This window comes from Sphingomonas sp. Leaf343, from assembly GCF_001423765.1.
Classification (GTDB): domain Bacteria; phylum Pseudomonadota; class Alphaproteobacteria; order Sphingomonadales; family Sphingomonadaceae; genus Sphingomonas.
In genome coordinates this window covers 511,676-537,078 of sequence record NZ_LMPG01000001.1, presented here as the reverse complement: position 1 = coordinate 537,078, position 25,403 = coordinate 511,676, and the positions used below count along the sequence as shown (strand labels likewise).

General features: G+C 67.2%; 19 protein-coding genes. 8 read left to right on the top strand and 11 right to left on the bottom strand.

Going from position 1 to position 25,403, the window contains the following annotated elements; translation table 11 throughout:
- The first annotated feature begins 71 nt into the window (after window positions 1-71).
- Window positions 72-857 carry an SDR family oxidoreductase gene (locus tag ASG07_RS02295; protein WP_055841578.1) on the top strand — a complete coding sequence of 262 codons (786 nt, stop codon included), beginning with the start codon at window positions 72-74 and terminating at the stop codon, window positions 855-857.
- Complete coding sequence (locus ASG07_RS02290) at window positions 854-2,188, top strand: ABC transporter permease (RefSeq protein ID WP_156361701.1); 1,335 nt, start codon at window positions 854-856, stop codon at window positions 2,186-2,188. The genes ASG07_RS02295 and ASG07_RS02290 overlap by 4 nt, the downstream gene beginning before the upstream one ends.
- Window positions 2,189-2,253: 65 nt before the next feature.
- Here the strand turns inward: ASG07_RS02290 and ASG07_RS02285 are convergent, their stop codons facing one another.
- Complete coding sequence (locus ASG07_RS02285; protein WP_055841572.1) at window positions 2,254-2,865, bottom strand: peptidylprolyl isomerase; 612 nt, start codon at window positions 2,863-2,865, stop codon at window positions 2,254-2,256.
- A gap of 157 nt (window positions 2,866-3,022) precedes the next feature.
- Window positions 3,023-5,284 (bottom strand): NADP-dependent malic enzyme, encoded by a 2,262-nt coding sequence (locus tag ASG07_RS02280; protein WP_055841570.1) that lies wholly within the window; start codon window positions 5,282-5,284, stop codon window positions 3,023-3,025.
- 253 nt (window positions 5,285-5,537) lie between these two features.
- Between ASG07_RS02280 and mutS the strand changes: the two genes are divergently transcribed.
- Both mutS and ASG07_RS02270 read left to right on the top strand, forming a co-directional pair.
- Entirely contained in the window at window positions 5,538-8,114 is a 2,577-nt protein-coding gene (mutS, locus tag ASG07_RS02275; protein WP_055842889.1) for a DNA mismatch repair protein MutS, read from the top strand.
- A 34-nt stretch (window positions 8,115-8,148) separates the two neighbouring features.
- Window positions 8,149-10,869, top strand: a complete 2,721-nt coding sequence (locus ASG07_RS02270) for a [protein-PII] uridylyltransferase (RefSeq protein WP_055841567.1) — start codon at window positions 8,149-8,151, stop codon at window positions 10,867-10,869.
- On the opposite strand, the gene ASG07_RS02265 is transcribed toward ASG07_RS02270, so the two are convergent.
- The 7 genes from ASG07_RS02265 to ASG07_RS02235 form a co-directional block, all read right to left on the bottom strand.
- A complete protein-coding gene (locus tag ASG07_RS02265; RefSeq protein ID WP_055842884.1) occupies window positions 10,866-11,222 on the bottom strand; it encodes a hypothetical protein in 357 nt (118 codons plus the stop codon). The two genes, ASG07_RS02270 and ASG07_RS02265, sit on opposite strands and share 4 nt — an antisense overlap.
- Window positions 11,222-11,638 carry a hypothetical protein gene (locus ASG07_RS02260; RefSeq protein ID WP_156361700.1) on the bottom strand — a complete coding sequence of 139 codons (417 nt, stop codon included), beginning with the start codon at window positions 11,636-11,638 and terminating at the stop codon, window positions 11,222-11,224. Before ASG07_RS02260 ends, ASG07_RS02265 begins: the two co-directional genes overlap by 1 nt.
- A gap of 27 nt (window positions 11,639-11,665) precedes the next feature.
- The gene (gene gloB, locus ASG07_RS02255) at window positions 11,666-12,397 is read right to left on the bottom strand and encodes a hydroxyacylglutathione hydrolase (protein ID WP_055841561.1); all 732 of its coding nucleotides are present in this window, start codon (window positions 12,395-12,397) and stop codon (window positions 11,666-11,668) included.
- 1 nt (window position 12,398) lies between these two features.
- Window positions 12,399-12,833, bottom strand: coding sequence for a VOC family protein (locus tag ASG07_RS02250; RefSeq protein ID WP_055841558.1), 435 nt, complete (start codon window positions 12,831-12,833; stop codon window positions 12,399-12,401).
- A 35-nt stretch (window positions 12,834-12,868) separates the two neighbouring features.
- Window positions 12,869-13,591 (bottom strand): alpha/beta hydrolase, encoded by a 723-nt coding sequence (locus ASG07_RS02245; RefSeq protein WP_055841555.1) that lies wholly within the window; start codon window positions 13,589-13,591, stop codon window positions 12,869-12,871.
- A gap of 265 nt (window positions 13,592-13,856) precedes the next feature.
- Complete coding sequence (locus ASG07_RS02240) at window positions 13,857-14,093, bottom strand: DUF6356 family protein (RefSeq protein WP_055841552.1); 237 nt, start codon at window positions 14,091-14,093, stop codon at window positions 13,857-13,859.
- Window positions 14,094-14,222: 129 nt separating this feature from the next.
- Window positions 14,223-15,611, bottom strand: coding sequence for a glutamate ligase domain-containing protein (locus tag ASG07_RS02235; protein ID WP_055841549.1), 1,389 nt, complete (start codon window positions 15,609-15,611; stop codon window positions 14,223-14,225).
- Window positions 15,612-15,805: 194 nt separating this feature from the next.
- Between ASG07_RS02235 and ASG07_RS02230 the strand changes: the two genes are divergently transcribed.
- A complete protein-coding gene (locus tag ASG07_RS02230) occupies window positions 15,806-16,621 on the top strand; it encodes an LD-carboxypeptidase (protein WP_055841546.1) in 816 nt (271 codons plus the stop codon).
- A 21-nt stretch (window positions 16,622-16,642) separates the two neighbouring features.
- On the opposite strand, the gene ASG07_RS02225 is transcribed toward ASG07_RS02230, so the two are convergent.
- Complete coding sequence (locus ASG07_RS02225; RefSeq protein ID WP_156361699.1) at window positions 16,643-18,823, bottom strand: hypothetical protein; 2,181 nt, start codon at window positions 18,821-18,823, stop codon at window positions 16,643-16,645.
- Between the two features lie 223 nt (window positions 18,824-19,046).
- On the opposite strand from ASG07_RS02225, the gene thrS reads away from it, so the two are divergent.
- Window positions 19,047-21,053, top strand: coding sequence for a threonine--tRNA ligase (gene thrS / locus ASG07_RS02220; protein WP_055841540.1), 2,007 nt, complete (start codon window positions 19,047-19,049; stop codon window positions 21,051-21,053).
- On the opposite strand, the gene ASG07_RS02215 is transcribed toward thrS, so the two are convergent.
- On the bottom strand, window positions 21,050-21,553 hold the full coding sequence (locus tag ASG07_RS02215) for a hypothetical protein (protein ID WP_156361698.1): 504 nt from the start codon (window positions 21,551-21,553) through the stop codon (window positions 21,050-21,052). The two genes, thrS and ASG07_RS02215, sit on opposite strands and share 4 nt — an antisense overlap.
- 141 nt (window positions 21,554-21,694) lie before the next feature.
- Between ASG07_RS02215 and infC the strand changes: the two genes are divergently transcribed.
- Both infC and ASG07_RS02205 read left to right on the top strand, forming a co-directional pair.
- Window positions 21,695-22,228 carry a translation initiation factor IF-3 gene (gene infC / locus ASG07_RS02210; protein ID WP_055841534.1) on the top strand — a complete coding sequence of 178 codons (534 nt, stop codon included), beginning with the start codon at window positions 21,695-21,697 and terminating at the stop codon, window positions 22,226-22,228.
- A 265-nt stretch (window positions 22,229-22,493) separates the two neighbouring features.
- Window positions 22,494-25,373 (top strand): TonB-dependent receptor, encoded by a 2,880-nt coding sequence (locus ASG07_RS02205; protein ID WP_055841532.1) that lies wholly within the window; start codon window positions 22,494-22,496, stop codon window positions 25,371-25,373.
- The last annotated feature ends 30 nt before the right edge of the window (window positions 25,374-25,403 follow it).

Below are 25,403 nucleotides of genomic sequence, written 5' to 3'. Positions count from 1 at the left end.
CAACCATCCCCGCAGCGGCTACCCCCGTCAAAAGGTACGGCGACGGGCCGGCGACGCGAGAGGATGACGATATGGATACCAGCACGCTGTTCCGGCTCGACGGTCGTGTCGCGCTCGTCACGGGCGGCAGTCGCGGCATCGGGCGGATGATCGCAGCCGGCTTCGTGGCGCAGGGTGCGAAAGTCTATGTCTCGTCGCGCAAGGTCGCCGCCTGCGAGGAAACGGCGGCCGAACTGGGGCCGAACTGCATTCCCCTGCCCGCCGATGTGTCGACTGTCGATGGTTGCCGCGCATTGGCGGCGGCGCTGGGCGAGCGGGAGGAGCGGCTCGACATCCTCGTCAACAATGCCGGTGCGGCGTGGGGCGTGGCGTTCGAGGAGTTTCCCGAGAGCGGCTGGGACAAGGTCATGGACCTGAACGTCAAATCTCCGTTCTTCCTGACGCAATCGCTGCACGGACTATTGAAAGCGGCGGGGGCGGAGCGCACCGCCAAGGTCATCAACATAACCTCGATCGACGGCCAGCGGCTGAATGCGTGGGATACGTACAGCTATCACGCGTCCAAGGCCGCGCTGATCTATCTGACGAAGCGACTGGCAGCGCGGCTGATCCGCGACGGGATCGCCGTGACCTCGATCGCGCCGGGTGCATTCGCCAGCGAGATGAACCGCGCCGCGCGCGACCATGGCGACGCGGTCGGCAAGTCCATCCCCGCGGGCCGGATCGGCGGCGACGAGGACATGGCCGGCGCGGCGATCTATCTCGCCTCGCGCGCGGGCGACTATGTGGTGGGCGAGACGATCACGGTCGACGGCGGGCTGGTCCACGCGTCGCTGGGGGTCAGCATCGACGGGTGAGTATCGCGATCCCGACTGTCGGAGGCGAATGGCCGAAAACAGGTTGGCAGCGGGTGCGGAGTAGCTTCGCGGCCAATGCACGGAACGAGGGGACGGGTTTGCCCAATAGGTACGAGCGACTTCTGATTTCCCGTTTCCTGATGCCGGGAATCGGCGGGCGAATGGCCTTGCTGATAGCCGCCATCGGGTTTGCAGGCGTGACGATCGGCGTCGCTTCGCTGGTGCTGGTCGTCAGTTTCATGAACGGAGCGGAGGCACGGCTGGCGGGTCAGATCGCGTCCGTCGATGGGCACGTCTTCGTCTCGGGCGCACGCCACCGGCTCGTGCATCCTTTCCAGCTGGAGCAGAAGCTCGCCGAGGTCGGCGGGGTGAAAGCAGCCGTGGCGACGCTGGATCGAACAGGACTGATCGCCGTCGCCGGCCGATCGCAGGCCGCCGATCTGCAAGGGCTTGATCCCGCCAAGATGTCGATGCTGCCCCTGTTTCAGGGCACGACCGCCGTCGTCATCGGGCGACCGCCGGGCCAGCCGGGGACGCTCGCGCTCGGCAGCGATCTGGCTGGCCGTCTCGGCGTCGGCATCGGCGATCATGCCGCCATCGCGTCGATCCGCTACGACGGCGCAAACGTCAGCGTGGCGAGCTATGAGTTCACCGTCTCCGGCATCTTCCGCACGGACGTTTATGCGGTCGACGGCCGCCGGGTGATCATGTCGGCCGATGACTTGCGCAGCGTGCTGGGCATGTCGTCCGTCGCGACCCGGATCAACGTCGTGCTCGACGATCTCGACTCTCAAGACACGACGCTGGAGGCGATCAGGAACGCCATCGGGAACGGCTACGAAATCGCGACCCTGCGGGATTTGAACAAGGCGCTGTTCGGAGCTCTGGATCAAGAGCGCCTGGCGATGACCGTCGTCATCTCGATCGTCACGATGATCGCACTGTCGAACATCATGTCGTCGATGGTGATGCTGGCGCGCTACAAGGCCCGCGAGATCGCGATCCTCAGGACGATGGGCATGTCCAGGTCATCTGTCGCGAAGGTCTTCGTCGGCGTCGGTGCTGCCATGGGGCTGGCGGGGGAAGCCGCTGGCCTCGGCATCGGGTTGGCGCTGAAGGCTGCCAAAGACCCCCTCGCCGAACTGGTGCGCGGGCAAGTCGCCGGACCCTCGGCCGAACTGGACGCACTGCTCACGCTGCCGCTTGCGGTCACCGGCGCGGAGATCGGCTGGATCGTCGTGATCGTCGCGTCCGGGGTTGTGCTAAGCACCCTCTACCCGGCACTTCGGGCAGCGGGGACCGACCCGGCTACCGTCCTGCGATACACCTGAGCCGCGAGGAGCCGCCGCGCAAACGTCGTCTTCCACGCTGATGCAGCATCGCTTGGAACTGGCGATCATCCCGCCTGCGTCAGCAACCATGCCCTGGGTTGATTGGTCGGCTTCGCCTTTCCGTCGAGGCGGACGGCCCTGATGATCTTCACTGGCTTCAGGATCATCTGACCCTTGAACGCGTCGACGCCGCCGCCGGACGGCAGCGCGAGGATGCGCTTGACCACGTCCAGACCTCCGATGGCGTGGCCGAACGCGGCATAGCCCGCGAAATCCGGACGTGCGTCCATCTGGGGGGCCGGGCCGATCGTGATGACGAAGTTGCCGCCCGCCGAGTCCGGTGATGCGGCACGGGCCATCGACACGGTCGCGTCGAGATGGCGGATGCCGGTCCTCGCCGTCGTCTCCAGCGGGAACGGCGGCAGGATGCGGCGCGCGTCGGTACGGATGCCGGCCTGGATGAAGCCGGTCTTCGAATCCTTCTTGCCGCGCGCCGCGCGATAGAAGGTGGTGCCGTCGAACCGGCCGTCGTCGACATAGGCCATGAAGTTCTCGACCGTCTTCGGCGCGCGGCGTGCATCAAGCGCGAGCAGGATACGACCGGCGGTCGTATCGAGCCGGACCCGGACGATGCCGGGACGCGGGCCGGTTTGTGGAGCGGCGGTCGCCGTCAGCATCAGCAGCGCCGACGCCAGAGCGCCCCTGCGCCATCCCGGCGAAGGCCGGAGTCCGATGATGGGCTTCGATGTTGGAGCGGACATCATACTCGAACTAATTTGGCAGCAGCTGGACCCCGACATTCGCCGGGGTCAAATCGGGCTGCGGAACGAAAATTCAGCGTGCGATTCCACCTGCCGCCAGCACGGCCAGCGTCACCAGTTCGCTGGCGGTCGAGGTCATCGGCGCGATCTGGACGGGCTTTTCCATGCCGATCAGCATCGGCCCGATCATATTGTCGCCACCCAGCTCGCGCAGCAGCTTGGCCGAGATATTCGCCGACTGAAGTCCCGGCATGACGAGGACGTTGGCCGGACCCGACAGTCGTGCGAACGGATAGTTGGCGAGCTGCTTGGGATTGAGCGCGACATCCGGCGACATCTCGCCCTCATATTCGAAGCTCACCTGACGCCCGTCTAGCACCCCGACCGCGGCGCGGACGTTTTCCAGATAGCGGCCTTCCGGATTGCCGAAGGTCGAATAGCTGAGGAACGCGACGCGCGGTTCGTGACCCATGCGACGCGCGACCTGCGCGGTCTGTTCGGCAATATCGGCCAGTTCTTCCGCCGATGGTCGCTCGTTGACGGTGGTGTCGGCGATGAAGACGGTGTGGCTCTGGCCCACGAGGATGTGGATGCCGAAGGGGGTACGGCCCGCCTCCGGATCGATCACGCGCTTCACTTCGCGCATGGTATGCGCCCAGGTTCGGGTGATGCCGGTAATCATCGCATCGGCCTCGCCGAGTTGCAGCATGACGGCGCCGAAGATGTTGCGGTCCTGATTGATCATCCGCTCCGCGTCACGATGCAGGAAGCCGCGGCGTTGCAGACGCTTGTAGAGGAAGTCGACCATGCGCGGCACGAGCGGCGAATGGCGACTGTTATGGACCTCGTATTCCTCCGGCCGGGTGACGCCGAGCGCCTTGAGCCGGTCGTACACGTCGTCGCGCCCGACGAGGACGGGCGTACCATAGCCGCCCTCCTTGAAGGCAATGGCGGCGCGCAGCACGACCTCCTCCTCGCCCTCCGCGAACAGCACGCGCTTGGGATGCGCGCGGGCCCCTTCATAAGCGAGCGTCAGCAGCGAGGTGGTGGGGTTGAGCCGCTCGCGCAGCGACTGGCGATATCGCTCCATGTCGAGGATCGGCTTGGTCGCGACGCCGGAATCCATCGCCGCCTTGGCGACGGCGGCGGGCACGACCTCCATCAGACGCGGATCGAAGGGGGCCGGGATGATGTATTCCGGCCCGAAGCTGTGCCGCGTGCCATAGGCGATCGCGACCTCCTCCGGCACGCGCTGGCGGGCGAGTTCGGCGATGGCGTTGGCGGCGGCGATTTTCATCGCATCGTTGATGCCGGTTGCGCGCACGTCGAGCGCGCCGCGGAAGATGAAGGGGAAGCCCAGGACGTTGTTGACCTGGTTCGGGTAATCCGACCGGCCGGTGGCGACGATCGCATCGGGGCGCGCCGCCTTGGCGAGTTCGGGACGGATTTCCGGTTCCGGATTGGCCATCGCGAAGATGATCGGCGCGGGGGCCATGTCGGCGACCATGTCCGGCTGGAGCGCCCCTGCGGCGGACAGGCCGAGGAACACGTCGGCACCGTGCAGCGCGTCGGTCAGCGTACGGGCATCGGTCAGTGCGGCGTGGGCGGACTTCCACTGGTCCATGCCGTCCGTGCGACCTTGATAGATCACGCCCGAACGGTCGCACATGATGACGTTGTCGTGGCGCACGCCCATCGCCTTGATAAGTTCGGTGCAGGCGATGGCGGCGGCCCCCGCGCCATTCACCACGACCTTCACGTCGGCCAGATTGCGATCGGTCAGCAGGCAGGCGTTGATGAGGCCCGCGGCGGTGATGATCGCGGTGCCGTGCTGGTCGTCGTGGAAGACGGGAATGTTCATCCGCTCGCGCAGCGTCTGCTCGATGATGAAGCATTCGGGTGCCTTGATATCCTCCAGATTGATGCCGCCGAACGTCGGCTCCATCAACTCGACCGCATCGATGAAGCGGTCGACATCCTCCGTCTTCAGCTCGATGTCGATCGAGTCGACATCGGCGAAGCGCTTGAACAGCACCGCCTTGCCTTCCATCACCGGCTTCGACGCCAGCGCACCGAGATTGCCCATGCCAAGGATCGCGGTGCCGTTGGAGATGACCGCCACGAGATTGCCCTTGGCGGTATAGTCGTAGGCGGTGGCCGGGTCCTCGTAGATGGCGCGGACGGGAACGGCCACGCCGGGCGAATAGGCGAGTGCCAGATCGCGTTGCGTCGCCATCGGCTTGGACGCGACGATCTCGATCTTGCCCGGCCGTCCCTCCGAATGGAACAGCAGCGCCTCGCGCTCGGAGAACTGGACGTTGACGGCGTCTGACATGGCGGCGGCCTCTCCCGGATTACCTTACGGCCTCTACGGGCTTTGGGCGGGGGGTTTCAACCCGGTGCGGGCATGCGTATGTCGGAAGCGATGAAGCCCGAACCCGTCCAGTCACCGCGTCGCACGCGCGATCTTTCCCTCCGTGCTACCTTCGGCCGTACCATCGCCACGAACGGCGGGTGATTATTCCCACAACCTGTTACAGCGCGTGCCGGACCGGGAAACGTCTCCGGTGAACCCCGCCCCGACGCCGATGATGGCGCAATATCATGCCCTGAAGGCAGAGGCGCAGGATTGTCTGCTCTTCTACCGCATGGGCGATTTCTTCGAGATGTTCTTCGAGGACGCGCGCATTGCCGCCGGCGTGCTCGACATCGCGCTGACCGCACGCGGGGAGCATGATGGTGAAAAGGTGCCGATGTGCGGCGTGCCGGTGCATGCCGCGACCGCCTATCTGCAACGCCTCATCAAGGCCGGCCACCGCGTCGCCATCGCCGAACAGACCGAAAGTCCGGAGGCGGCGCGCAAGGCACGCGGATCGAAGGCGCTGGTCAACCGCGCGATCGTCCGCGTCGTCACGGCGGGCACGCTGACCGAGGAAGCCTTGCTCGACGCGCGGGCGGACAACTGGTGCGTCGCGATCGGCGAAGCGGCGGGTGAGGTCGCACTGGCGGCGGCGGACGTGTCGACCGGGCGGTTCGTGGTGATCGCGCTCGATCAGTCCGGCTTGCCCGCGGAACTGGCCCGCCTGGGGGCGGCGGAGGTGGTGGCGTCGGAGGCCAGCGCCACCGCCGATCTGGCGACGACACTACGGCCCAAGGCGGAATTCGACAGCGGCGCGGGCGAAGCGCGGCTGAAGCGCCTGTTCGCGGTCGCGACGCTGGACGGGTTCGGCAGCTTCGGGCGCGCTGAACTGGCGGCAGCGGGCGGGCTGGTCGCGTATCTGGATCATACCGCCAAGGGTGCGCTGCCGTTCCTGCGCACGCCGGTGCTGCACCGCGCGGCGCAGACGATGGCGATCGATGCGGCGACACGCGAGAGCCTGGAACTGACACAGACCGCCTCCGGCCAGCGTAAGGGATCGCTGCTGGATGCGGTCGACCGCAGTGTCACGGGCGCCGGCGCGCGGTTGCTCGCGGCGGACCTGGGCGCACCGCTGGTGGAGCGGGGCGCGATCGACGCGCGGCTCGATCTGGTCCGCCATTTCCATGACGATGACGGCGCGCGAGAGCGGGTGCGGGCCGCCTTGCGGGCGCTGCCCGACATCGGGCGGGCGCTGGGTCGGCTGGTCGCAGGCCGAGGCAGTCCGCGCGACCTGGGGCAGCTTCGCGACGGGCTGGACGGCGCGTGGTCGCTGGGCGAGCGACTGGCGTCGGGCGAGCCCCCCGCCCTGCTCGCCGAGCTTGCACCGCGGCTGCGCGGGCACGGCGAACTGATCGATCTGCTACGCCGCGCGCTGGTGCCCTCACCGCCGATCGAGGCGAGTGACGGCGGCTATATCGCTGCCGGTTATGATCTGGCGCTGGACGATCTGCGCGACGCGGGCGCGGGCGGACGGCGGACGATCGCCGCGCTGGAGGCGGAGATGCGCAGCAGCACCGGCGTCGCGGCGCTGAAGGTGCGGCACAACAACGTACTCGGCTATCATGTCGAGGTGCCCGCGCGCGCCGCCGACGCCCTGATGAGACCCGACAGCGGCTTCACGCATCGCCAGACACTGGCGGGCGTAGTGCGCTTCAACACGCCCGCGCTGCACGAGGTCGCGCAGAAAGTGGCGCAGGCCGGCGCGCACGCGCTGGCGGCGGAAGCGGCGCATCTGGAGGACCTGACCGCGCGTGCGTTGGCGCACCGGGAAGCGATCGCCGCCACCGCCGACGCGCTGGCGCGCATCGACGTATCCGCCGCTCTGGCGGAGCGCGCGGCCGAAGGCGGCTGGACCCGGCCCAAGCTGGTCGAGGAGCCGTGCTTCGATGTCGAAGGCGGGCGGCATCCGGTGGTCGAGGCCGCAGTCGCCAAATCGGGCGGACGCTTCGTCGCCAATGACTGCCGACTGTCGGAGACGTCGCGGCTGTGGCTCGTCACGGGTCCGAACATGGGCGGCAAATCCACATTTCTGCGCCAGAATGCGCTGATCGCGGTACTGGCGCAGGCGGGAAGCTACGTCCCTGCGAGCAGCGCGACGCTGGGGATGATCGACCGTCTGTTCAGCCGGGTGGGCGCATCGGACAATCTGGCGCGCGGACGTTCGACGTTCATGGTCGAGATGGTCGAGACGGCGGCGATCCTGGCGCAGGCGACGCCGCGCAGCTTCGTGATCCTCGACGAGGTCGGTCGCGGGACATCGACCTATGACGGGCTGGCCATCGCCTGGGCAGTGGTGGAGGCGATCCACGAAGACAATCGCTGTCGCTGCCTGTTCGCAACGCATTACCACGAACTGACGCGGCTGGCGGAGCGCTGCGACGCCCTGTCGCTACATCATGTCCGTGCCCGCGAATGGAAGGGTGAACTGGTGCTGCTGCACGAGCTCGCGGACGGGCCGGCGGATCGCAGCTATGGCCTTGCCGTCGCACGACTGGCGGGAATGGCACCGCAGACGGTCGCGAGGGCCAAGGCGGTGCTGGCGAAGCTGGAGGCCGGTCGCGCCAAGACGGGCGGACTGGCGGCGGGGCTGGACGACCTGCCGCTGTTCGCCGCGGCCGCTGCCGTCGAGGAGGAACAGTGCGATGCGATCCGTGCCGAGGTGGAGGCGATCGACGTCGACGCCCTGACCCCGCGCGAGGCGCTCGACACCTTGTACCGGCTGAAGGCGCTGGCGCGGGACGGCTAGCGCTGTCGGCGGCGAACGGCCATGTAGCATCGCAATGACCTATCGCTTCGAAAGTCTGTCCAACCGCAAGGCGATCGTCGATCGGCGCGCGCTCGCCGAAGCCGTGGCGGCGTTGCCGATCGACCAGCTTCCGGTCGCCGCGACCACGCTGCTGCGCGATGCTCTGGACGCCGGACGCGAGGAGATCGCGCGTCGGCTGGCCGAGCGGCCGACGCGCGGGCTGGAAGCGGCAGCGGCGCAGGCGTATCTGATCGATCGCATCCTGCAGATCCTGTTCGCGGTCGCCTTGCGGCTGCATCCGGACGAGCGCGAGCCGATCGCGGTCATGGCGGTCGGCGGCTACGGGCGCGGCGAGATGGCGGCGCATTCCGATATCGATATCGGCTTCCTCACGCGCGACACGCCCTCGCCCCGCGCCGCCAAGGTGGTGGAGACGGTGCTGTACGCGCTGTGGGACCTGAAGCTGAAGGTCGGCCATTCCAGCCGTTCGCTGGATGAGATGATCCGGCAGTCCAAGGCCGACGTGACGGTGCGTACCGCCTTGCTCGAAGGGCGGTTCGTCGTCGGCGATCAGGCGCTGGCAGACGAAGCCGAAAGGCGCTTCTCCGACGAGGTGCAGCGCGGCACCGAGCGCCAGTTCATCGCCGACAAGCTGGCTGAGCGCGACGCGCGACACCGGCGGATGGGCGATACCCGCTATGTGGTCGAACCCAACGTCAAGGAGGGCAAGGGATCGCTCCGCGACCTGCACGCGCTCTTCTGGATCGGCAAATACGTCTATGACGTGGAGCGGGCGCGGCAATTGGTCGATGTCGGGTTGTTCACGTCCGCCGAATATCGGTTGTTCCACCGCGCCGACGAGTTCCTGTGGGCGGTGCGATGCCACCTGCACGTCATCACCGGCAGGGCCGAAGACCGCCTGACGTTCGACGTGCAGCGGGAGGTCGCGGCGCGGATGCGGTTTCGTGATGCGGCGGGCAAGCCGGCGGTCGAACGGTTCATGCAGCTCTACTTCCTGCATGCGAAGACCGTCGGCACGCTGACCGGCGTGTTCCTCGCGCATCTGGACGAGCGGTTCGCGGCGCGGGGGCGGCGGTTCGGCTTTCCCGGTATCCGCCGCAGTCCGAAACGGCTGAAGGGATTCGTGCTGGATCGGGGGCGACTGGGCCTGCCCGGCGACCAGTTCTTCGCCGAGGATCCGGTGCGGCTGATCGAAATCTTCGCGCTGGCGGATGCCAACGAGATCGAGATCCACCCGCTGGCCATGCGCGCCGCCGCGCGCGACGCGAAGCTGGTCGACGGCATCCGCCGCGATCCGCGTGCCAATGCGCTGTTCCTCGACGTGCTGTGCAGCCCGCGCGATCCCGAGCTGGTGCTGCGCTGGATGAACGAAGCCGGCGTGTTCGGCCGGTTCGTGCCCGATTTCGGCCGGGTCGTCGCGCAGATGCAGTTCGACATGTATCATCACTTTACCGTCGACGAACATACGATCCAGGCGATCGGCCTGCTCGCGCGGATCGAGGCAGGGACATTGAAGGAGGATCATCCGCTCGCCACGGCGATCATCGGTCAGACGGTCTCGCGGCGGGCGTTACGCGTGGCGGTGTTGTGCCACGACATCGCCAAGGGGCGTGGCGGCGACCACTCGATCCTGGGGGCGGAGGTGGCGCTGCGGCTGGCACCGCGGTTCGGGCTGAACCCGGCGGAGACCGAGACGGTGGCGTGGCTGGTGCGGCATCATCTGCTGATGTCCGCGACGGCGTTCAAGCGCGACCTGTCGGACTTCAAGACGATCCTCGATTTCTGCGAGACGGTGGCGTCGCCGGAGCGATTGCGGCTGCTGCTGGTGTTGACGATCGTCGACATCCGCGCGGTCGGCCCGGGGACGTGGAACGGGTGGAAGCGGCAGTTGCTGGCCGACCTGTTCCATGCCGCGGAGGAGGTACTGCGGCTCGGGCACAAGCAGCGCGGGCGCAGCGAGCGGATCGCGGAGAAGCAGGCACGCTTGCAGGCGGCGATGGGCTGGAGCGACGTGGCGCTGGCGAAGCATGTCCGCCGCCTGCCCGAGGCGTACTGGATCGCGGAGCCGGACGACGTTCTGGCGCACAATGCGCGGGCGATGACCGCGGCCGACACGCCACTGTCGATCGATGCGCAGGTCTATCCGGAACGCGGCGCGACGCTGGTGACAATCCACGCGGCCGATCATCCGGGGCTGTTCTATCGCATCGCCGGCGCGATCAGTCTGGCGGGGGGGAACATCATCGACGCGCGCATTCACACGACTCGCGACGGGATGGCGATCGACAATTTCCTCGTGCAGGACCCGCTGGGGCGGCCGTTCGCGGATGCCAGCCAGTTGACGCGGTTGAAGGCCGCGATCGAGGATGCGCTGGCGAACCGTAGCAAGCTCGCGGACAGATTGACCGCCAAGCCGGCGGTGCGGCCGCGGGCGGATGCGTTCGCGATCCAGCCCAACGTGCTGATCGACAACAAGGCGTCGAACCGGTTCACGGTGGTCGAGGTCAACGCGCGCGACCGGCCCGCCCTGCTGCATCAACTGGCGCAGGCGCTGTTCCAGTCGAAGGTGACGATCCACTCGGCGCATGTCGCGACGTACGGCGAGCGCGCGGTCGATACGTTCTACCTGACCGACCTGACCGGCGACAGGATCACGGCGGCGCAGCGGCTGAAGACGCTGGAGAAGCGGCTGGTGAATGCCGCGTCAGGCGAGGCGATCGAACTGGCCGCCTAGTTCTTCGGCGGTTTTTCGTAGGGGGTGAAGCTTTCGAACCGGCAATAAGGTCCGGGGATCGACGTACCGGTCCGCAGCACGCGGTATCGGTCGTTGCGGCAGACCTGACTGCCGTACACGTCGACGATCAGCGTATCGAGCGACTGCATCGAGCATCGCCCGACGGTGTTCGCGCGCCAAATGCGACGGCCGCTCTGCTGTGCGAGGATCAGGTTCTCGTCGGCTATGTAGAGACCCTGTTGGGACATCAGCGAGATGCAGCGTTGCGGCGGGCCGGCGACGCGGCCGGCGAGCGGGTCGGACTTGGCGGCGAGCAGGGGCAGCGCCAGCGCGGCGAGGATCAGGACGCGCATCATTTCGCCTTTCGATATTCGGTGAACTCGCCCGGCGAGCAACTGCCGGTGAAGAATCCCTGGTTCTGGTCGCGGGTCTGGATGATGTCGCCGGAACACATCTGCCCGAGCGAGCGGACGGTGACGATGATGTCGCCGCGCGCCGCCCGCTCGCACCCGCCGCCGGTGTCGGCGACGTAGACCGGGCTGCTGCCGACGCTGTCGCGGACGATCAGCGTCGGGCCGTACACCTCCGTCCGCGACGACCGCATCGACGGGATGCAGGTCGTCTTGCGGCCGGGAACGAAGCCCGCCAGCACCTTGGCGAGCCGGTTCGCATCGCCTTGCGCGACGGCGGTGGCGCGCGCGGTTTCGGCGGGGGTCGCGGCGCAGGCCCCGAGCAGGAGGGGCGCGGCGATCGGGATCAGGAACTTCATCGCATCATCCTCCACACCGCCACCGCATCATCCGCGGAAATCATCCTTCATGCCCCGCAACTCGCCCAGCCGTTCGGCGCTGCCGGCGCGCAGGAACGGATTGGTCGCACGCTCCTCGCCGATCGAGAAGGGTATGGTCGCCTCGCCGGCCGTGCGTTGCGCCTCGACCGCAGCCTTGCGCCGGGTCACCGCGTCGTTGCCGGGATCGACATGGGCGGCGAAGGCGGCGTTGGAGACGGTATATTCGTGGCCACAATAGACCTTCGTCTCGTCGGGCATCGCGGCATAGCGTTCCATGTTGCGCCACATCTGCGCCGGCGTCCCTTCGAACAACCGGCCGCAGCCCATCGCGAACAGCGTGTCGCCGGTAAAGATCAGACCATCGTCCGCGAAATGGAAGGCGATATGGCCGGCGGTGTGACCGGGCACGGACAGGACGTGACCGGTGTGGCTCCCGATACGGATGACGTCGCCCTCCCCCACCTGCGTGTCGAGCGTCGGGATCTTCGCGGCCTCGGCGCCCGGCCCGGTGATCGTGGCGCCGGCGGCCTTCATCTCCGCGTTGCCGCCGGTGTGATCGGGGTGCCAGTGCGTCGTCCAGACCTGGTCGATCGTCCAGTCGCGTTCCTTCGCGGCGGCGAGAACGGGGGCGGCCTCGCCCGGATCGACCACCGCCACCTCGCCCGTCTTCGGGTCGTGGATCAGCCAGGCATAATTGTCCGTCAGGACCGGCACCCGCACGATGTCGAGGCCCGGCATGTCACCAGGTCCCGGTGTTCGGCATCGATACCCACGGCTCGGCCGGTTCGAGCGTGCCGTCCTGCAGCAGCTCGATCGAGATGCCGTCGGGCGTCTTCACGAACGCCATGTGGCCGTCGCGCGGCGGGCGGTTGATCGTGACGCCGCCATCCATCAGCCGCTGGCAGGTCGCGTAGATATCCTCGACACGGTAGGCGAGATGCCCGAAATTGCGTCCGCCCGAATAGTCCTCCGGGTCCCAGTTGTAGGTCAGCTCGACCTCCGCCTCGGCGCGTTCGCCGGGGGCGTTCATGTCGGCGTCGGCGGCGAGGAAAATCAACGTGTAGCGGCCTTTCTCGCTCTCCAGTCGCCGCACCTCCTTCAGGCCGAGCAGTTCGAAAAAGGCGATCGTCTTGTCCGGATCGGTGACGCGGATCATGGTGTGGAGGTATTTCACGCGAGAACTCCGTGGAAGGTCGGGAGCGGAACGGATCAGGCCGAAACAAGGTCCGCGACATCGCCGACGGCTCGGATCAGGAGCGCGAGATCGGCGTCGCGCGACAGGCGGTGGTCGCCGTCCTTGACGAGGGTGATCTGCACGTCGTCGTTCGCGATCAGCTCCGCCAGCCGGATCGTGCGCTGGTACGAAACCTCCTTGTCCTGCTGGCCGTGGAGCAGCCGGACCGGTCCCGCGAACGGGATCATCCCGAACATCAGCCGGTTCGCCTCCCCCGACGACCAGAAGGCGCGGGTGTAGAGCGTCGGCAGCGGACCATAGGGGTTGGGCCGTTCGAGGCGACCGGTCTGGAGCATCGCCATCTTCTCGTCCATCGTGAAGCCCCAGTCGGTGAAATCCGGCGCGGGCGCGATGCCGACCATCGCCTTCACCTGATCGGGCCGCGCCTTCGCCGCGAGCAGCATCAGCCAGCCGCCCATCGACGAGCCGACCAGCACGACCGGATCTTTCGCGACCTCGTCCAGCATCGCCAGCACGTCGCCCAGCCAGCCGGCGAGCGTCTGATCCTTGAAATCCCCCTCCGACTGGCCGCAGCCGGCATAATCGAAGCGCAGGAAGGCGCGGCCGTTCGCCTTCGACCATGCCTCGAGCGCCAGCGCCTTCGATCCCTGCATGTCCGACGCGTATCCGGGCAGGAAGACGATCGTCGGGCCGGTGCCGGCGGTGTGATGGAAGGCGAGTCGGTGCGGCTGGGTCATGCTGGATTCCGGGCGAAGTGGAGAAAGTGGAGGCGTCGGTGCGTCGGCCTCCACTTCGGTACGACGGGACTGACATCGGGGCGATCTTCGGGCGGTGTCGGGGTGGAGCGCATGAGGGCCGGTGTAGCTGCGGCAGGCGATGTAGGACAGTGTTCGCCGTTCTCGCGCTACCGCGGAGGCGGGAGCCCGGTGGTTCGAAGAGCGTGCGCCTGCGCATGACATACTGGGCTCCCGCCTTCGCGGGAGCACGGCAGTTGGCGTCCGGTCAGATGATGAATTCGACCGAACGGGTCTGCACTTCACCGTCGCGCTTGGCGACGATCTCGCCGTGCAGCGTCTTGATCGCACGGCTGCCGGTGGTGGTGCAGAGAAACGGGAAGATGCCGTGGATCACCGCACCGATGCCGCCCGCGATCATGCGCAGGCCGAAGCGGGTGGCGACGCGGAAATGCTGGCCGTAGCTTTCGCCGACAGTGGCGGGGTGGTCGGTAAAGGGGTTCATCGCCGGTCTGCTCCTTTGCGAGCGAGCGTAGACGGAAGGCGCTGAGTGATCCAGCGCTGGCTGTCGCTCCTCCCCTTGAAGAGGGGAGGATTCAAGGGCCGCTTTGGTCCTCGCCTGCAAGGAGAGGATTTACAGGTTTGCCAGCATGTCCGCGGCCAATCCGCTCAGCGTATCGTCGCGGGCGCCCATGACCACGATGCGGTCGCCGGGACGGGCAAGCGCGACGAGCCGCGCGGCGGCGTCTGCGCGCTCGGGATCGTGATGGGCGGTTCGGCCGGCGGCGGCGATGCGGGCGACGATGTCGGCGCTGCCGACCTCGCGCGTGACGGTGCCGCCGAAATAGGCCGGGTCGGGGATCGTCAGCACGTCCTCGGGGCCGAGATGGTCCACGAAGGTCTGCGCGAGTTCGCGACCCATCTGCTTCAGCGGGCCGTAGCCGTGCGGCTGGAAGAGGAGCAGCAGGCGACCGGGATGCGCGTGCAACGTATCGAGCGTGGCGGCGATCTTGTCCGGGTTGTGGCCGAAATCGTCTATCACAGCGATGCCGTTCGCCTGCCCGACGACGTCGAAGCGGCGGCGGAGGCCGGTGAAACCCTCGATCGCGCGGGCGGCGTCGGCGAACGGGACTCCCGCCGCGATGCACGCGCCGATCGCGGCGAGGGCGTTGGAGACATTGTGGCGGCCCGGGACGGAGAGGCGGATGCGGTGGCGGCCTGCTGCGCCAACCAGATCGAAAGAGATTGCGAACGGTTCGGGCGACAGGTTGCGGGCGACGAGATCGCCCTCGCCTTCTACTGCGAAGGTGGTGAGCCGGTCCTGCGGCAGCGTCGCGAGCAGCGCGGCGGTTTCCGCATCGCCGGCGTTCGCGACGACGTGGCGGGCGGCGTGGGCAAAGTCGCCGAAAAGCTGGCGGAGTTCGTCCAGCCCCTTGTGATCGAGCGTGACGTTGTTGAGCACCGCGACTGCCGGGCGGTACAGGACGATCGAGCCGTCGCTCTCGTCGACTTCGCTGACGAAGGCGTCGCCACGGCCGACCAGGGCGCTGGCGAAGGGGGCGTCGGGGGTGGCGAAATCCTTCATGACCGCGCCGTTCATGACCGTCGGATCGCGGCCGAGCGTATGCAGGATATACCCGATCATGCCGGTAACGGTGGACTTGCCGCTGGTGCCGGCGACCCCGATCGGCAGCGCCGCGTCGTTGAACAGGCCGGCATTGACATGTGCGCGGGTCATGCGCGTGCAGCCGAGCCGGTCGGCGGCAACGATGTCGGGCACGCTAGCCTCCACCGCCGCGGACGCGATGACGACCTGATCCGCGGAGGTGACGCCGCTGCCGTCCTGCGGGAACAGCGCGATGCCGGCGGCGCGGAGCGCGTCGAACTTGGCGGAGGTGCGCCCCTGATCGAGGCCGCGATCGGAACCCGCGACGATGCCGCCGCGCGCGCGGACGATCATCGCCAGCGGCATCATGCCGGACCCGCCGATGCCGACGAAGAAAGAGGATTTGCCGCTGTGCATCGGGGCGGGCTATCGCGGCGGTGGAGCGTGGGCAAGCTTTTGAGGATGATCCCGGCGTTCTCCGCTGCCGACCACCCCGGCGAAGGCCGGGGTCCAGTCTCGGCGAAGCCAGTGAGACCCACGGCGTGCGCGGCAGCTGGACCCCGGCCTTCGCCGGGGTGGAGGAAGTTCGTAATCGGAAGGAACGCAAGACCATGAAGATCACCGTCGTCGCACCGGGCCGGCCGATCGATCCGGTCGTGGCCGCCCGCGCGGGGGCGTTCGCGGCGATCGCCTATCCGGAGGTGGACCTGATCTTCCACCCGCAATGTTTCGAGAACGCGGGGCATTTCGCGGGCAGCGATGCGGTGCGCGCGGCGACGTTCCTGTCGGTGGCGAACGATCCCGCGGTCGATGCGGTATGGTTCGCGCGCGGCGGCTATGGATCGAACCGCATCCTGGCGGAGGTGATGCCGAAACTGGGGCCGACGGCGGCGCGCAAGGCCTATGCGGGTTATTCGGACATGGGGTTCCTGCTCGGTGCGCTGTATGCGCGGCGGATCGGGCGGCCGGTGCATGCGCCGATGGCGACCGACATCAACCGGACGAAGGGCGACGAGACGGTCGCGCGGACGCTGGGATGGCTGGTGCGCGGCGACCGGCAGGGGCTGGAACCCGATCTGGGCGGGCGGCCGGCGGCGGCGTTCAACCTCGCCATCCTCGATGCGCTGGTGGGGACGCCGTGGCTGCCCGACCTGACCGATCATGTGCTCATCATCGAGGAGGTGTCGGAGCCGCTGTACCGCGTCGACCGGATGCTGTTCACGATCGCGAACGCCACCCAGCTAAAGGGCATCGCGGGGGTGCGGCTGGGCGTGGTCAACGACATCGTCGAGAACGATCCGCCATGGGGCGAGACGCTGGAGGCGATGATGGCGCGCTGGTGCGCCGACATGGGCGTGCCGTATCTGGGCCGCGCGCGGGTGGGGCACACGCAGGACAACCACGTCGTGCCGTTCGGACTCGCCTGAAGTTCAGAACGGACTGCCCCTTCAGAACAGACTGCGCAACGTGACCATCACCGATCGGCCGAACGGATCAAGATAGGCGGGGCGGAAGCCGATCGGGGTGACCCCGTCGCGGTCGCGGACGCGCTGACGCTCGTTGAACAGGTTGCGGGCGTTGAGTGCGATGTGCACCGCCTTCCCCCAATGCTGCCCGCCGGTGATCTTCGCGAGCGGCGCGATCAGGTATGCGCCGACCGTGACGAGGCTGTCGAAGCGCAGGTCGGCGGCGGCGAGGTCCGAGCGGACGCGGGTGCCGGCGCGCCATTGCAGGTCGAAGCCCCCGGCGATGCCGCCGCGCGACAGCGACGTATAGACGTTCCCCTCGAACCGCGGCTGTCCACCGTTACCGCCGAACGCATCGCCGTCGAGCAGGTCGAGCGCAGGCTGGCCGTCCGCCAGCACCAGCCGGTCCGCGAGACGCAACGTGGGCGAGACGTTGGCGAACAGGAAGAACGGCTCGCGCGGCGGCCGCGTCGGCGGTGGCGCGCCTGCGCTCGGGGGCGCAGGCGGTGCGGGCTGCGGCCCGAGCGGACCTGCCCAGAACAGGTTCGCGGTCAGTTCGCGGCGGCGTTCGCGGGCGAGATTGACGGGGCGGCTGTCCACCGACAGCAGGCGGCCGTTATTATCGCGGGTGAACAAGGCCGGAAACGCGGCCTCCACCCGCAGTGTCGGTTGCGACACGGAGATGGCCTGGTCGATGATGTCGGTCGTGGCGTAGGTCAGGGCCAGCGTGAGTTCGCGCTTCGCGAACGGCTTCAGCGTCAGGTCGACGGCGTTCCGCCGCTGGCGCTCCGGCGCGAGGCGGGCGTTGCCGCCGCCGATCACGTCGACCAGCACCGTCTGGCCGGTCAGGTTGTCGAAATAGGGTACGTTGGGAAACGAGCGGACGGGGTCGAACAGCTGGTTGACGGAGGGCGGCGTCTGCTTGCGATCGATGGTCGCACCGACGCGCACCGCGCGCAGCGGCTGCCAGCCGAGCGTCGCCGCGACGCGCGGGTAGGTACCGCCGCCGGTGACATGGCCGATGCCGCCGGTCGCCGTCGCAGTCACGTCGCCCAGCATCGGCAGCACGTCCTCCCGGACGGAGGTGACCGGCAGGCTGGCGGTGACCGTCGCGGCCCCCGTCCGGCGACCGAAAATGCGGGCGGCATCCCCGGACGATCCGGCGCGGCGGCTACGCGAATCATCGCCGTCCAGCGCCACCACCAGCGTGGCGTCGCCGGCGGGCAGGTGGACGAGCGGACCATTGGCGACGAGTTTCGTCGCGAGCGTCCGCGTGGTGGAGCGGGTGCGGAACGCACGCGACGGGTCGCCGCCCAGGCTGGTGACCGTCGAGATCAGGTTGGTGGCGCTGGCGGTTCCGTTCCATGTCCAGTCGCCGAGCGCTCCGCTCACCGCGACGCCGCCGGTCGTGGTGCCGATCACCGATCGCTGGCGTGCCGGATCGGGCGACCCGATCGCAACGCCGAGCAGCGACAGGTCCGCCTGTCGTTCCGCCGATCCCGATACCGAAAGGCTGATGGTGCGGCCGAGCGCCACGGCCCAGGCCGCGTTGCCGCGGATCGTGCGCGAGGCGGCGGCGATCGAGCGCGAGGTCAGGCCGGGCAGCGGATCGAGATCGCGCTGCGCCTCCGTGATCGCCAGCCGCCGCTCCCCACGCACACCGAGCGTCAGGCGGCCGGGCCCGTCGAGCCGGGTTACGGCGGCCCGGGTCATGATGCCGGTGCCGCCGCCCTCCGTCGTCGCGTTGCTCTGCTGCTCCAGTTCCAGCGAGCGGAAATGCCGTTTCGTGATGATGTTCGCCACCCGCCGCGTCGGCGGATAGCCGAAGCGGGTCGCATCCGCCTCGCTCAGCAGTTCGAACTTCTCGATCGCTTCCTGCGGGATGTCCTGCATCTCCTCGAAGCCGGAAATGCGGCGGCCGTTCAGGAGGAAGATCGACGGCTCGCCGCTGGACGACCGGGTCAGCGATTGCAGCTTCTTCAGCATCTCCGCGAGCGACGTCGTGCCCAGCGCCTGCAACGCGGCGGCGTCGAGGACGGCCAGCGGCGGCGACGCGCCGACGATCGATCGCTCGTCGAGCCGCTTGCCCTCGATGACGATGTCGCCGGAGGATTCGGCGGGCGGCGAAGCCGGGCGATCCTGCGCGGCGGCCGGCGTTGCCACCGATGCGGCGATCACAACCGCGTGGCTATGGCCCCATCGCCGCCCGATTCGCCCCGGTACCGTCCGGTAAGTTCCAGATCGCGTACGCATATCTTCGGCCTGCTCCCACGCGCCGGCGCGAACGGCCGGAAAGCGGCGTGACGCTAGGCGATCCACCGGCGCTTGCCTATATCGTGGGGGCGACGGCATAAGGCCGCCTCTCCTCCCAACAGCCGAGTTTTCCATGTCTGTCATGTTCCGCATCACGCTGCCCGACGGTTCCGTCCGCGAGGTTGCGCCGGGGACCACCCCCGCGGACGTGGCCGCCGCGATCGGGCCGGGCCTGGCGAAAGCGGCACTGGCGGCGCGGATCGACGGGGAGGTCCGCGACCTGTCGCGGCCGTTCGAGGGCGACACGCAACTGGCGCTGGTGACCGCGCGCGACGAGAAGGACGCGCTGGAACTGGTCCGCCACGATCTGGCGCATGTCATGGCGGAGGCGGTGCAGCACCTGTTTCCGGGCACGCAGATCACCTTCGGCCCGGCGACCGACGACGGCTTCTATTACGACTTCGCGCCCCCGAAGATCGATGGGAAGGACCGGCCGTTCACCGACGACGATCTGCCCGCGATCGAGGAGGAGATGCGCCGCATCATCGCGCGCAACGAGCCGTTCGTCCGGGAGGTCTGGTCGCGCGAGCAGTTGATCGACACGTGGACGAAGCAGGGCGAGACGTTCAAGGCGGAATGGGCCGCCGAGCTGCCCGAGAACGAGGAACTGACGATCTATCGTCAGGGCCAGTGGCTCGACATGTGCCGGGGGCCGCATATGGCCTCGACCGGCAAGCTCGACCCGCAGGCGTTCAAGCTGACGCGCGTGTCCGGCGCATATTGGCGCGGCGATCAGAAGAACGCGATGCTCAGCCGCATCTACGGCACCGGCTGGCTGAACAGGAAGCAGCTCGACCAGCATCTGTTCCGGCTGGAGGAAGCCGCCAAGCGCGACCACCGCAAGATCGGCGCGGAGATGGACCTGTTCCACCTCCAGTCGGAGGCGCAGGGCTCGGTATTCTGGCACCCTAAGGGCTTCATCCTGTGGCGACAGCTGGAGGCGTATATGCGCCGCCGCCTCGACGCCGCCGATTACGAGGAGGTGAAGACGCCGCAGCTGATGGACGCGCGGCAGTGGGAGCAGTCGGGCCACTGGGGCAAGTACCGCGAAAACATGTTCGTGGTGCCCGACGAAGTGCCGAACACCGAGGAAGAAGGTGCGGTGCTGTCGGGCGAAGGCGATCTGATGGCGCTGAAGCCGATGAACTGCCCGGCGCACGTGCTGATCTTCAAACAGGGGATCAAGAGCTATCGCGACCTGCCGATCCGCATGGCCGAGTTCGGCTGCTGCCACCGCAACGAGCCGCATGGCGCGTTGCACGGCATCATGCGCGTGCGCCAGTTCACGCAGGACGACGCGCATATCTTCGTCCGCGAGGACCAGCTGGTCGACGAGGTCCGCAAGTTCTGCGAGCTGCTCGACTCGGTCTACAAGGATCTCGGTTTCGACAGCTATGCGATCAAGCTGGCGTTGCGGCCGGAGAAGCGTTTCGGGTCCGAAGACATGTGGGACTGGGCCGAGCAGTCGCTGCGCGACGCGGTTGCCGCGACGGGGCGCGACACCGCCGACTATGGCTGGGAGGAGCTACCCGGCGAAGGCGCGTTCTATGCGCCCAAGCTGGAGTTCCACCTGACGGATGCGATCGGCCGGACGTGGCAGGTCGGCACGATCCAGACCGACACGGTGCTGCCCGAGCGACTCGACGCCAGCTATGTCGGCGAGGACGGTAATCGCCACCGTCCGATCATGCTCCACCGCGCCATTCTCGGCACGTTCGAGCGCTTCATCGGCATCCTGATCGAGCATCATGCGGGCCGTTTCCCAATGTGGCTGTCGCCGGTGCAGGCGGTCGTCGCGACGATCGTGTCGGATGCGGACGATTATGCGCGGGAGGTGCAGGCGAAGCTGGCGAAGGCCAGCATTCGCGTCGAAACCGACCTGCGCAACGAAAAGATCAACTACAAGGTGCGCGAACATTCGCTGGCGAAGGTCCCCAACCTGCTGGTCGTTGGCAAGCGCGAGGCCGAGGAAGGCAAGGTCGCGCTGCGCCGGCTGGGCAGCCAGGCGCAGGAGATCCTGACGCTGGATGAAGCGATCGCGATGCTGGTGACGGAGGCCACGCCGCCGGATTTGCGCTAGTCAGACCGGCGCCGGCCGAAATCCCCCATCGTCCCGAAAAAGCTGACGACGTGCAGATCGTGGGGCCGGCCGATTTCCTTTCGGCCCCACAGCGTGAAGTGATAACAGGGAAATACCTGTCCGCTTCCACCGATCGCGTAACGCATCGGAGTAGGCTGATCGAGCGCCGCATCGGTAATGACGAGTTCGGCACCGCGTCCGGGAGCCCGATCGAACGCGGCAAGCTTGTCCCGCTGATTTACGTGGTTCAGGATGGCGACAGCCGCAGTGATCTGTTCGTGGAACGTCCGGAACGCCGTGTACAGCGAAAGCGGCGCACCTTTCCCGTTATCCTTTTTGAGACGCAAGACCTCAAAGGTCTGACGCTCGCCGAGCGAGTCATTATCGATCATCACATGCTTTTTGCCGGCATGGCCGATATGCTTGCCCGAAAGGCCGACGTTCTCCGAAAGCTGGAAGATCATCTTCACTTCGTCGTAGGTAAAAGAACGAACCGACATGCTGCCCCCATTGATTCGCGCCGTTTCGACAGTGAAACACCGGTGGATTAGCCACCGACGCTCACCAGCCTTTCAAAGCGACCGATCGAGCGCTATATTGCGCGTTGAACAACCACAGGAGCAATACCCATACGTCCTCCCATGATGCGCCGGCCGAACCAGGCGCCGCCGATGAACGGTCCTCGTTTCAACGAATGGATCCAGAGCCAGAAGGTCCGCGTGATCGATCACGAGGGCGAGAATCTCGGTGTCATGTACACGCGGGAGGCGATCGCTGCGGCACAGGAGGTCGGGCTCGATCTGGTCGAGGTCTCGCCGAACGCCGATCCGCCCGTCGCCAAGTTCCTGGATGTCGGCAAGTTCAAGTACGAGGCCCAGAAAAAGGCGAACCTTGCCCGCAAGTCGCAGAAGACGCAGGAGATCAAGGAGATCAAGATGCGTCCGAACATCGACGATCACGACTACGACACCAAGATGAAGAAGGTCGTCGAGTTCATCGGCGAGGGCGACAAGGTGAAGGTGACGATGCGGTTCCGCGGTCGCGAGCTGAGCCACGGCCAGCTCGGCATGGCGGTGTTGCAGCGGGTCGCCGAACAGGTGGCCGACGTCGCCAAGGTCGAGGCCTATCCGCGGATGGAAGGCCGGCAGATGCTGATGGTGCTGTCGCCGAAGTGATGCAGAACCGAACACAGGTTCGGCAGTGAAAAAGGGCGGTCCGGAAGGGCCGCCCTTTTCGTATTGGTTCCTGTCGACCCCGTCATGCTGCACCGCATGATGTTGCCCAGCGGCGACACTCACCTATGTTTTGCGCAAAAAACATGGTCGATCCTCGAAAACGGTAGACGCCCGCCCCTTGCAGGCTCTAGCAAATGGCCAAACCAGACATTCGAAAAAGCCGGACACCGGTAAAACGAACGTCAACCAAGGGAGAGATGCCGCCATGCGCCGGACCGCATACCTGTTGTCTGCCGTCGCCACCGTCGCCGTCGCGGTGCCTGCCTTCGCCCAGCAAGCCACCCCCACCACGGGGGAAGAGCGGCAGGTGCCGTCGCAGGCGACCGCCGCGGGCGCGGTGCAGAGCCAGTCGGATACCGGCGGCACCGCGCAGAGCGAGGCCCCCGCCACCAACGCCGGCGACATCATCGTCACCGCTACTCGCCGCGCCAGCCCGCTGAGCGACGTGCCGATCGCGGTCAGCGCGGTGACGCAGGACTCGTTGCAGAATTCCGGCGGCAACGACATCCGCCAGCTCAACCAGCTCGCGCCGTCGCTGCTGGTGTCCTCCACCGGATCGGAAGCCAACGCATCGGCGCGCGTCCGCGGCATCGGCACGGTCGGCGACAACCCCGGCCTGGAAAGCTCCGTCGCGGTCTTCATCGATGGCGTTTATCGCAGCCGCACCGGCGTCGGCCTGAACGAGCTGGGCGAGATCGAGCGCGTCGAGGTGCTGCGCGGACCGCAGGGCACGTTGTTCGGCCGCAATGCGTCCGCCGGCCTCATCAACATCGTATCAAAAGCGCCAGAGTTCACCTTTGGCGGCGTCGCCGAGGCGACCTACGGCAATTACGACAATTATCGCTTCGCCGGCGGCCTGACCGGCCCGCTGATCGGCGATATTCTCGCGTTCCGCGTCGACGGCGTCTACAACAAGCGCGACGGTTTCCTGACCAACATCACCCCCAATCCGAACGGCAGCGAGCGTCAGGTCAACAACCGCGACCGGTATTTCGTACGCGGCCAGTTGCTGTTCAAGCCGACCGACACGATGTCGCTGCGCCTGATCGGCGACTTCACGCGCCGTAACGAAAGCTGCTGCGGCGCGACTTATTACGGTAAGTTCGAAACGGTCGATCCGACCGCCAACGCGGCGCAGGCGAACGGCAGCGCGGTCAACACCGACGGCGCGGTCGCCTACAACACCAGCAACCGCATCCTCGGCATTCTCAACCGGCTGGGTGCGGTGCGCCCGACCACGAGCCTCTACGCCGACCCGTTCGAGCGCAACGTCGCGATCACGCCGGGTCGCAGCTATCGCAACCTGACCAAGGATTATGGCGGATCGGGCCAGCTCGACTGGGATCTGGGGGGTGCCACGCTGACGTCGATCAGCGCCTATCGCGAATACAAGTCGGGCAATGGCGCGGACGTCGATTACGGCAACGTCGATCTCGGCTATCGCGGCTCGGACTCCTATCGCCAGTTCAAGACCTTCACGCAGGAAGTCCGGCTTCAGGGCTCGCTGTTCGAGGGCAAGCTCGACTGGCTGGTCGGCGGCTTCTATTCGCACGAGAAGCTGAGGCTGGTCGACAGCACGAACTTCGGTTCGCAATATGGCGCGTTCGCGGCGTGCCGTCTGGTCGCAACGGCCAACCCGCTGGTGCTGCTCCAGAACCAGAACAACCCAGGCTGTCTGGGCACGACGCCGTTGGCAGCGTTGGGCGGCGCGACCGCACGGCAGGCGCTGGGCGCGAATTTCGGCGCACTGGCCCCCGCGATCCTGGCCGGGCTCGATCGTCTGTCCACGGTCAACAATGTCGGCGACCGTGGATCGGTGTATCGCCAGACGAGCGAGAATTACGCGTTCTTCACGCATAATATCTTCAACATCACCGACACGCTGTCGGTGACGCTCGGCCTGCGCTACACGCACGAGAACAAGCGCTTCAACGCCGATATCAACAACACCAACACGATCTGCCCGGTGCAGCAGGCGAATTTGGGGCCGCTGATCGCCAGCGCGGCGGTGCCGGCGGCGGCGAAGACCTTCATCGGCGGCATCGTCACGCTGTCGTGCGTCGGCAACAGCTCCGCACAGCTCAACGGCCTCGACCTGCGCGACGGGTTCAAGGACGGGGAGTTCACCGGCACCGGCGTGATCTCGTGGAAGCCGACGCCGCGCCTGCTGACCTATGCGTCCTATGCGAAGGGTTACAAGGCGGGCGGGTTCAACCTTGACCGGTCCGATCTGGGCGGATTGAGCGGCGTATTCGGGCCGCGCTCCAATGCGGATGCCGCCGGTCTGCGCTTCGATGCGGAGAAGGTCGATGCCTACGAAGTCGGCGCGAAGTACAACATCCGCGGCAGCCTGAGCCTGAACGTCGCGGCGTTCCGTCAGGAGTTCAAGGACTTCCAGCTCAACACGTTCAACGGCACCGTCTTCGTCGTGCAGAACATCCAGGGCTGCGACAACGATCTGGGCGGCGCGGATACGGACAGCCTGGCGGGCAACGGCACTTGCACGGGCGATGCCAACCGCAAGGGCGTGATCTCGCAGGGCGTCGAGGTCGAGGCGGTGATGAACCCGGCGCGGAACGTCACCTTCACGGCCGGCTACACCTTCGCCGACACGAAGTTCCGCCGCAATCTGGTCGGCAATTCGCAGGGCGAGGCGCTCGATCCGGCTTTGTTCCTGCTGCCGGGCAGCCAGATGTCGAACGCTCCGCGCAACGTCGTCACCTCGTCGCTGGCATGGACGCCGAACATCGGGTCGAACGGCCTGTCGGCGCTGTTCTACGTCGATGGCCGCCTGACGTCGGATTACAACACCGGGTCCGATCTGGCGCCGGAGAAGCGTCAGGACGGCTTTCCGCTGGTCAACGCCCGCGTCGGCCTGCGTGGACCGAACCAGATCTGGGCGCTGGAGGTCTGGGCGCAGAACCTGACCAACCAGAACTATGTGCAGGTCGCGTTCAACTCGCCGTTCCAGGGCGCCAATTCGGTCGCGAACACGCAGCGCTTCGGCCAGACGGCGAACGCGCTCTACTCGGCCTTCCTCGCCGAGCCGCGCACCTATGGCGTGACGCTCCGCTCACGGTTCTGACGGCTCATCGGGGGATGAGGAAGGGCCGGT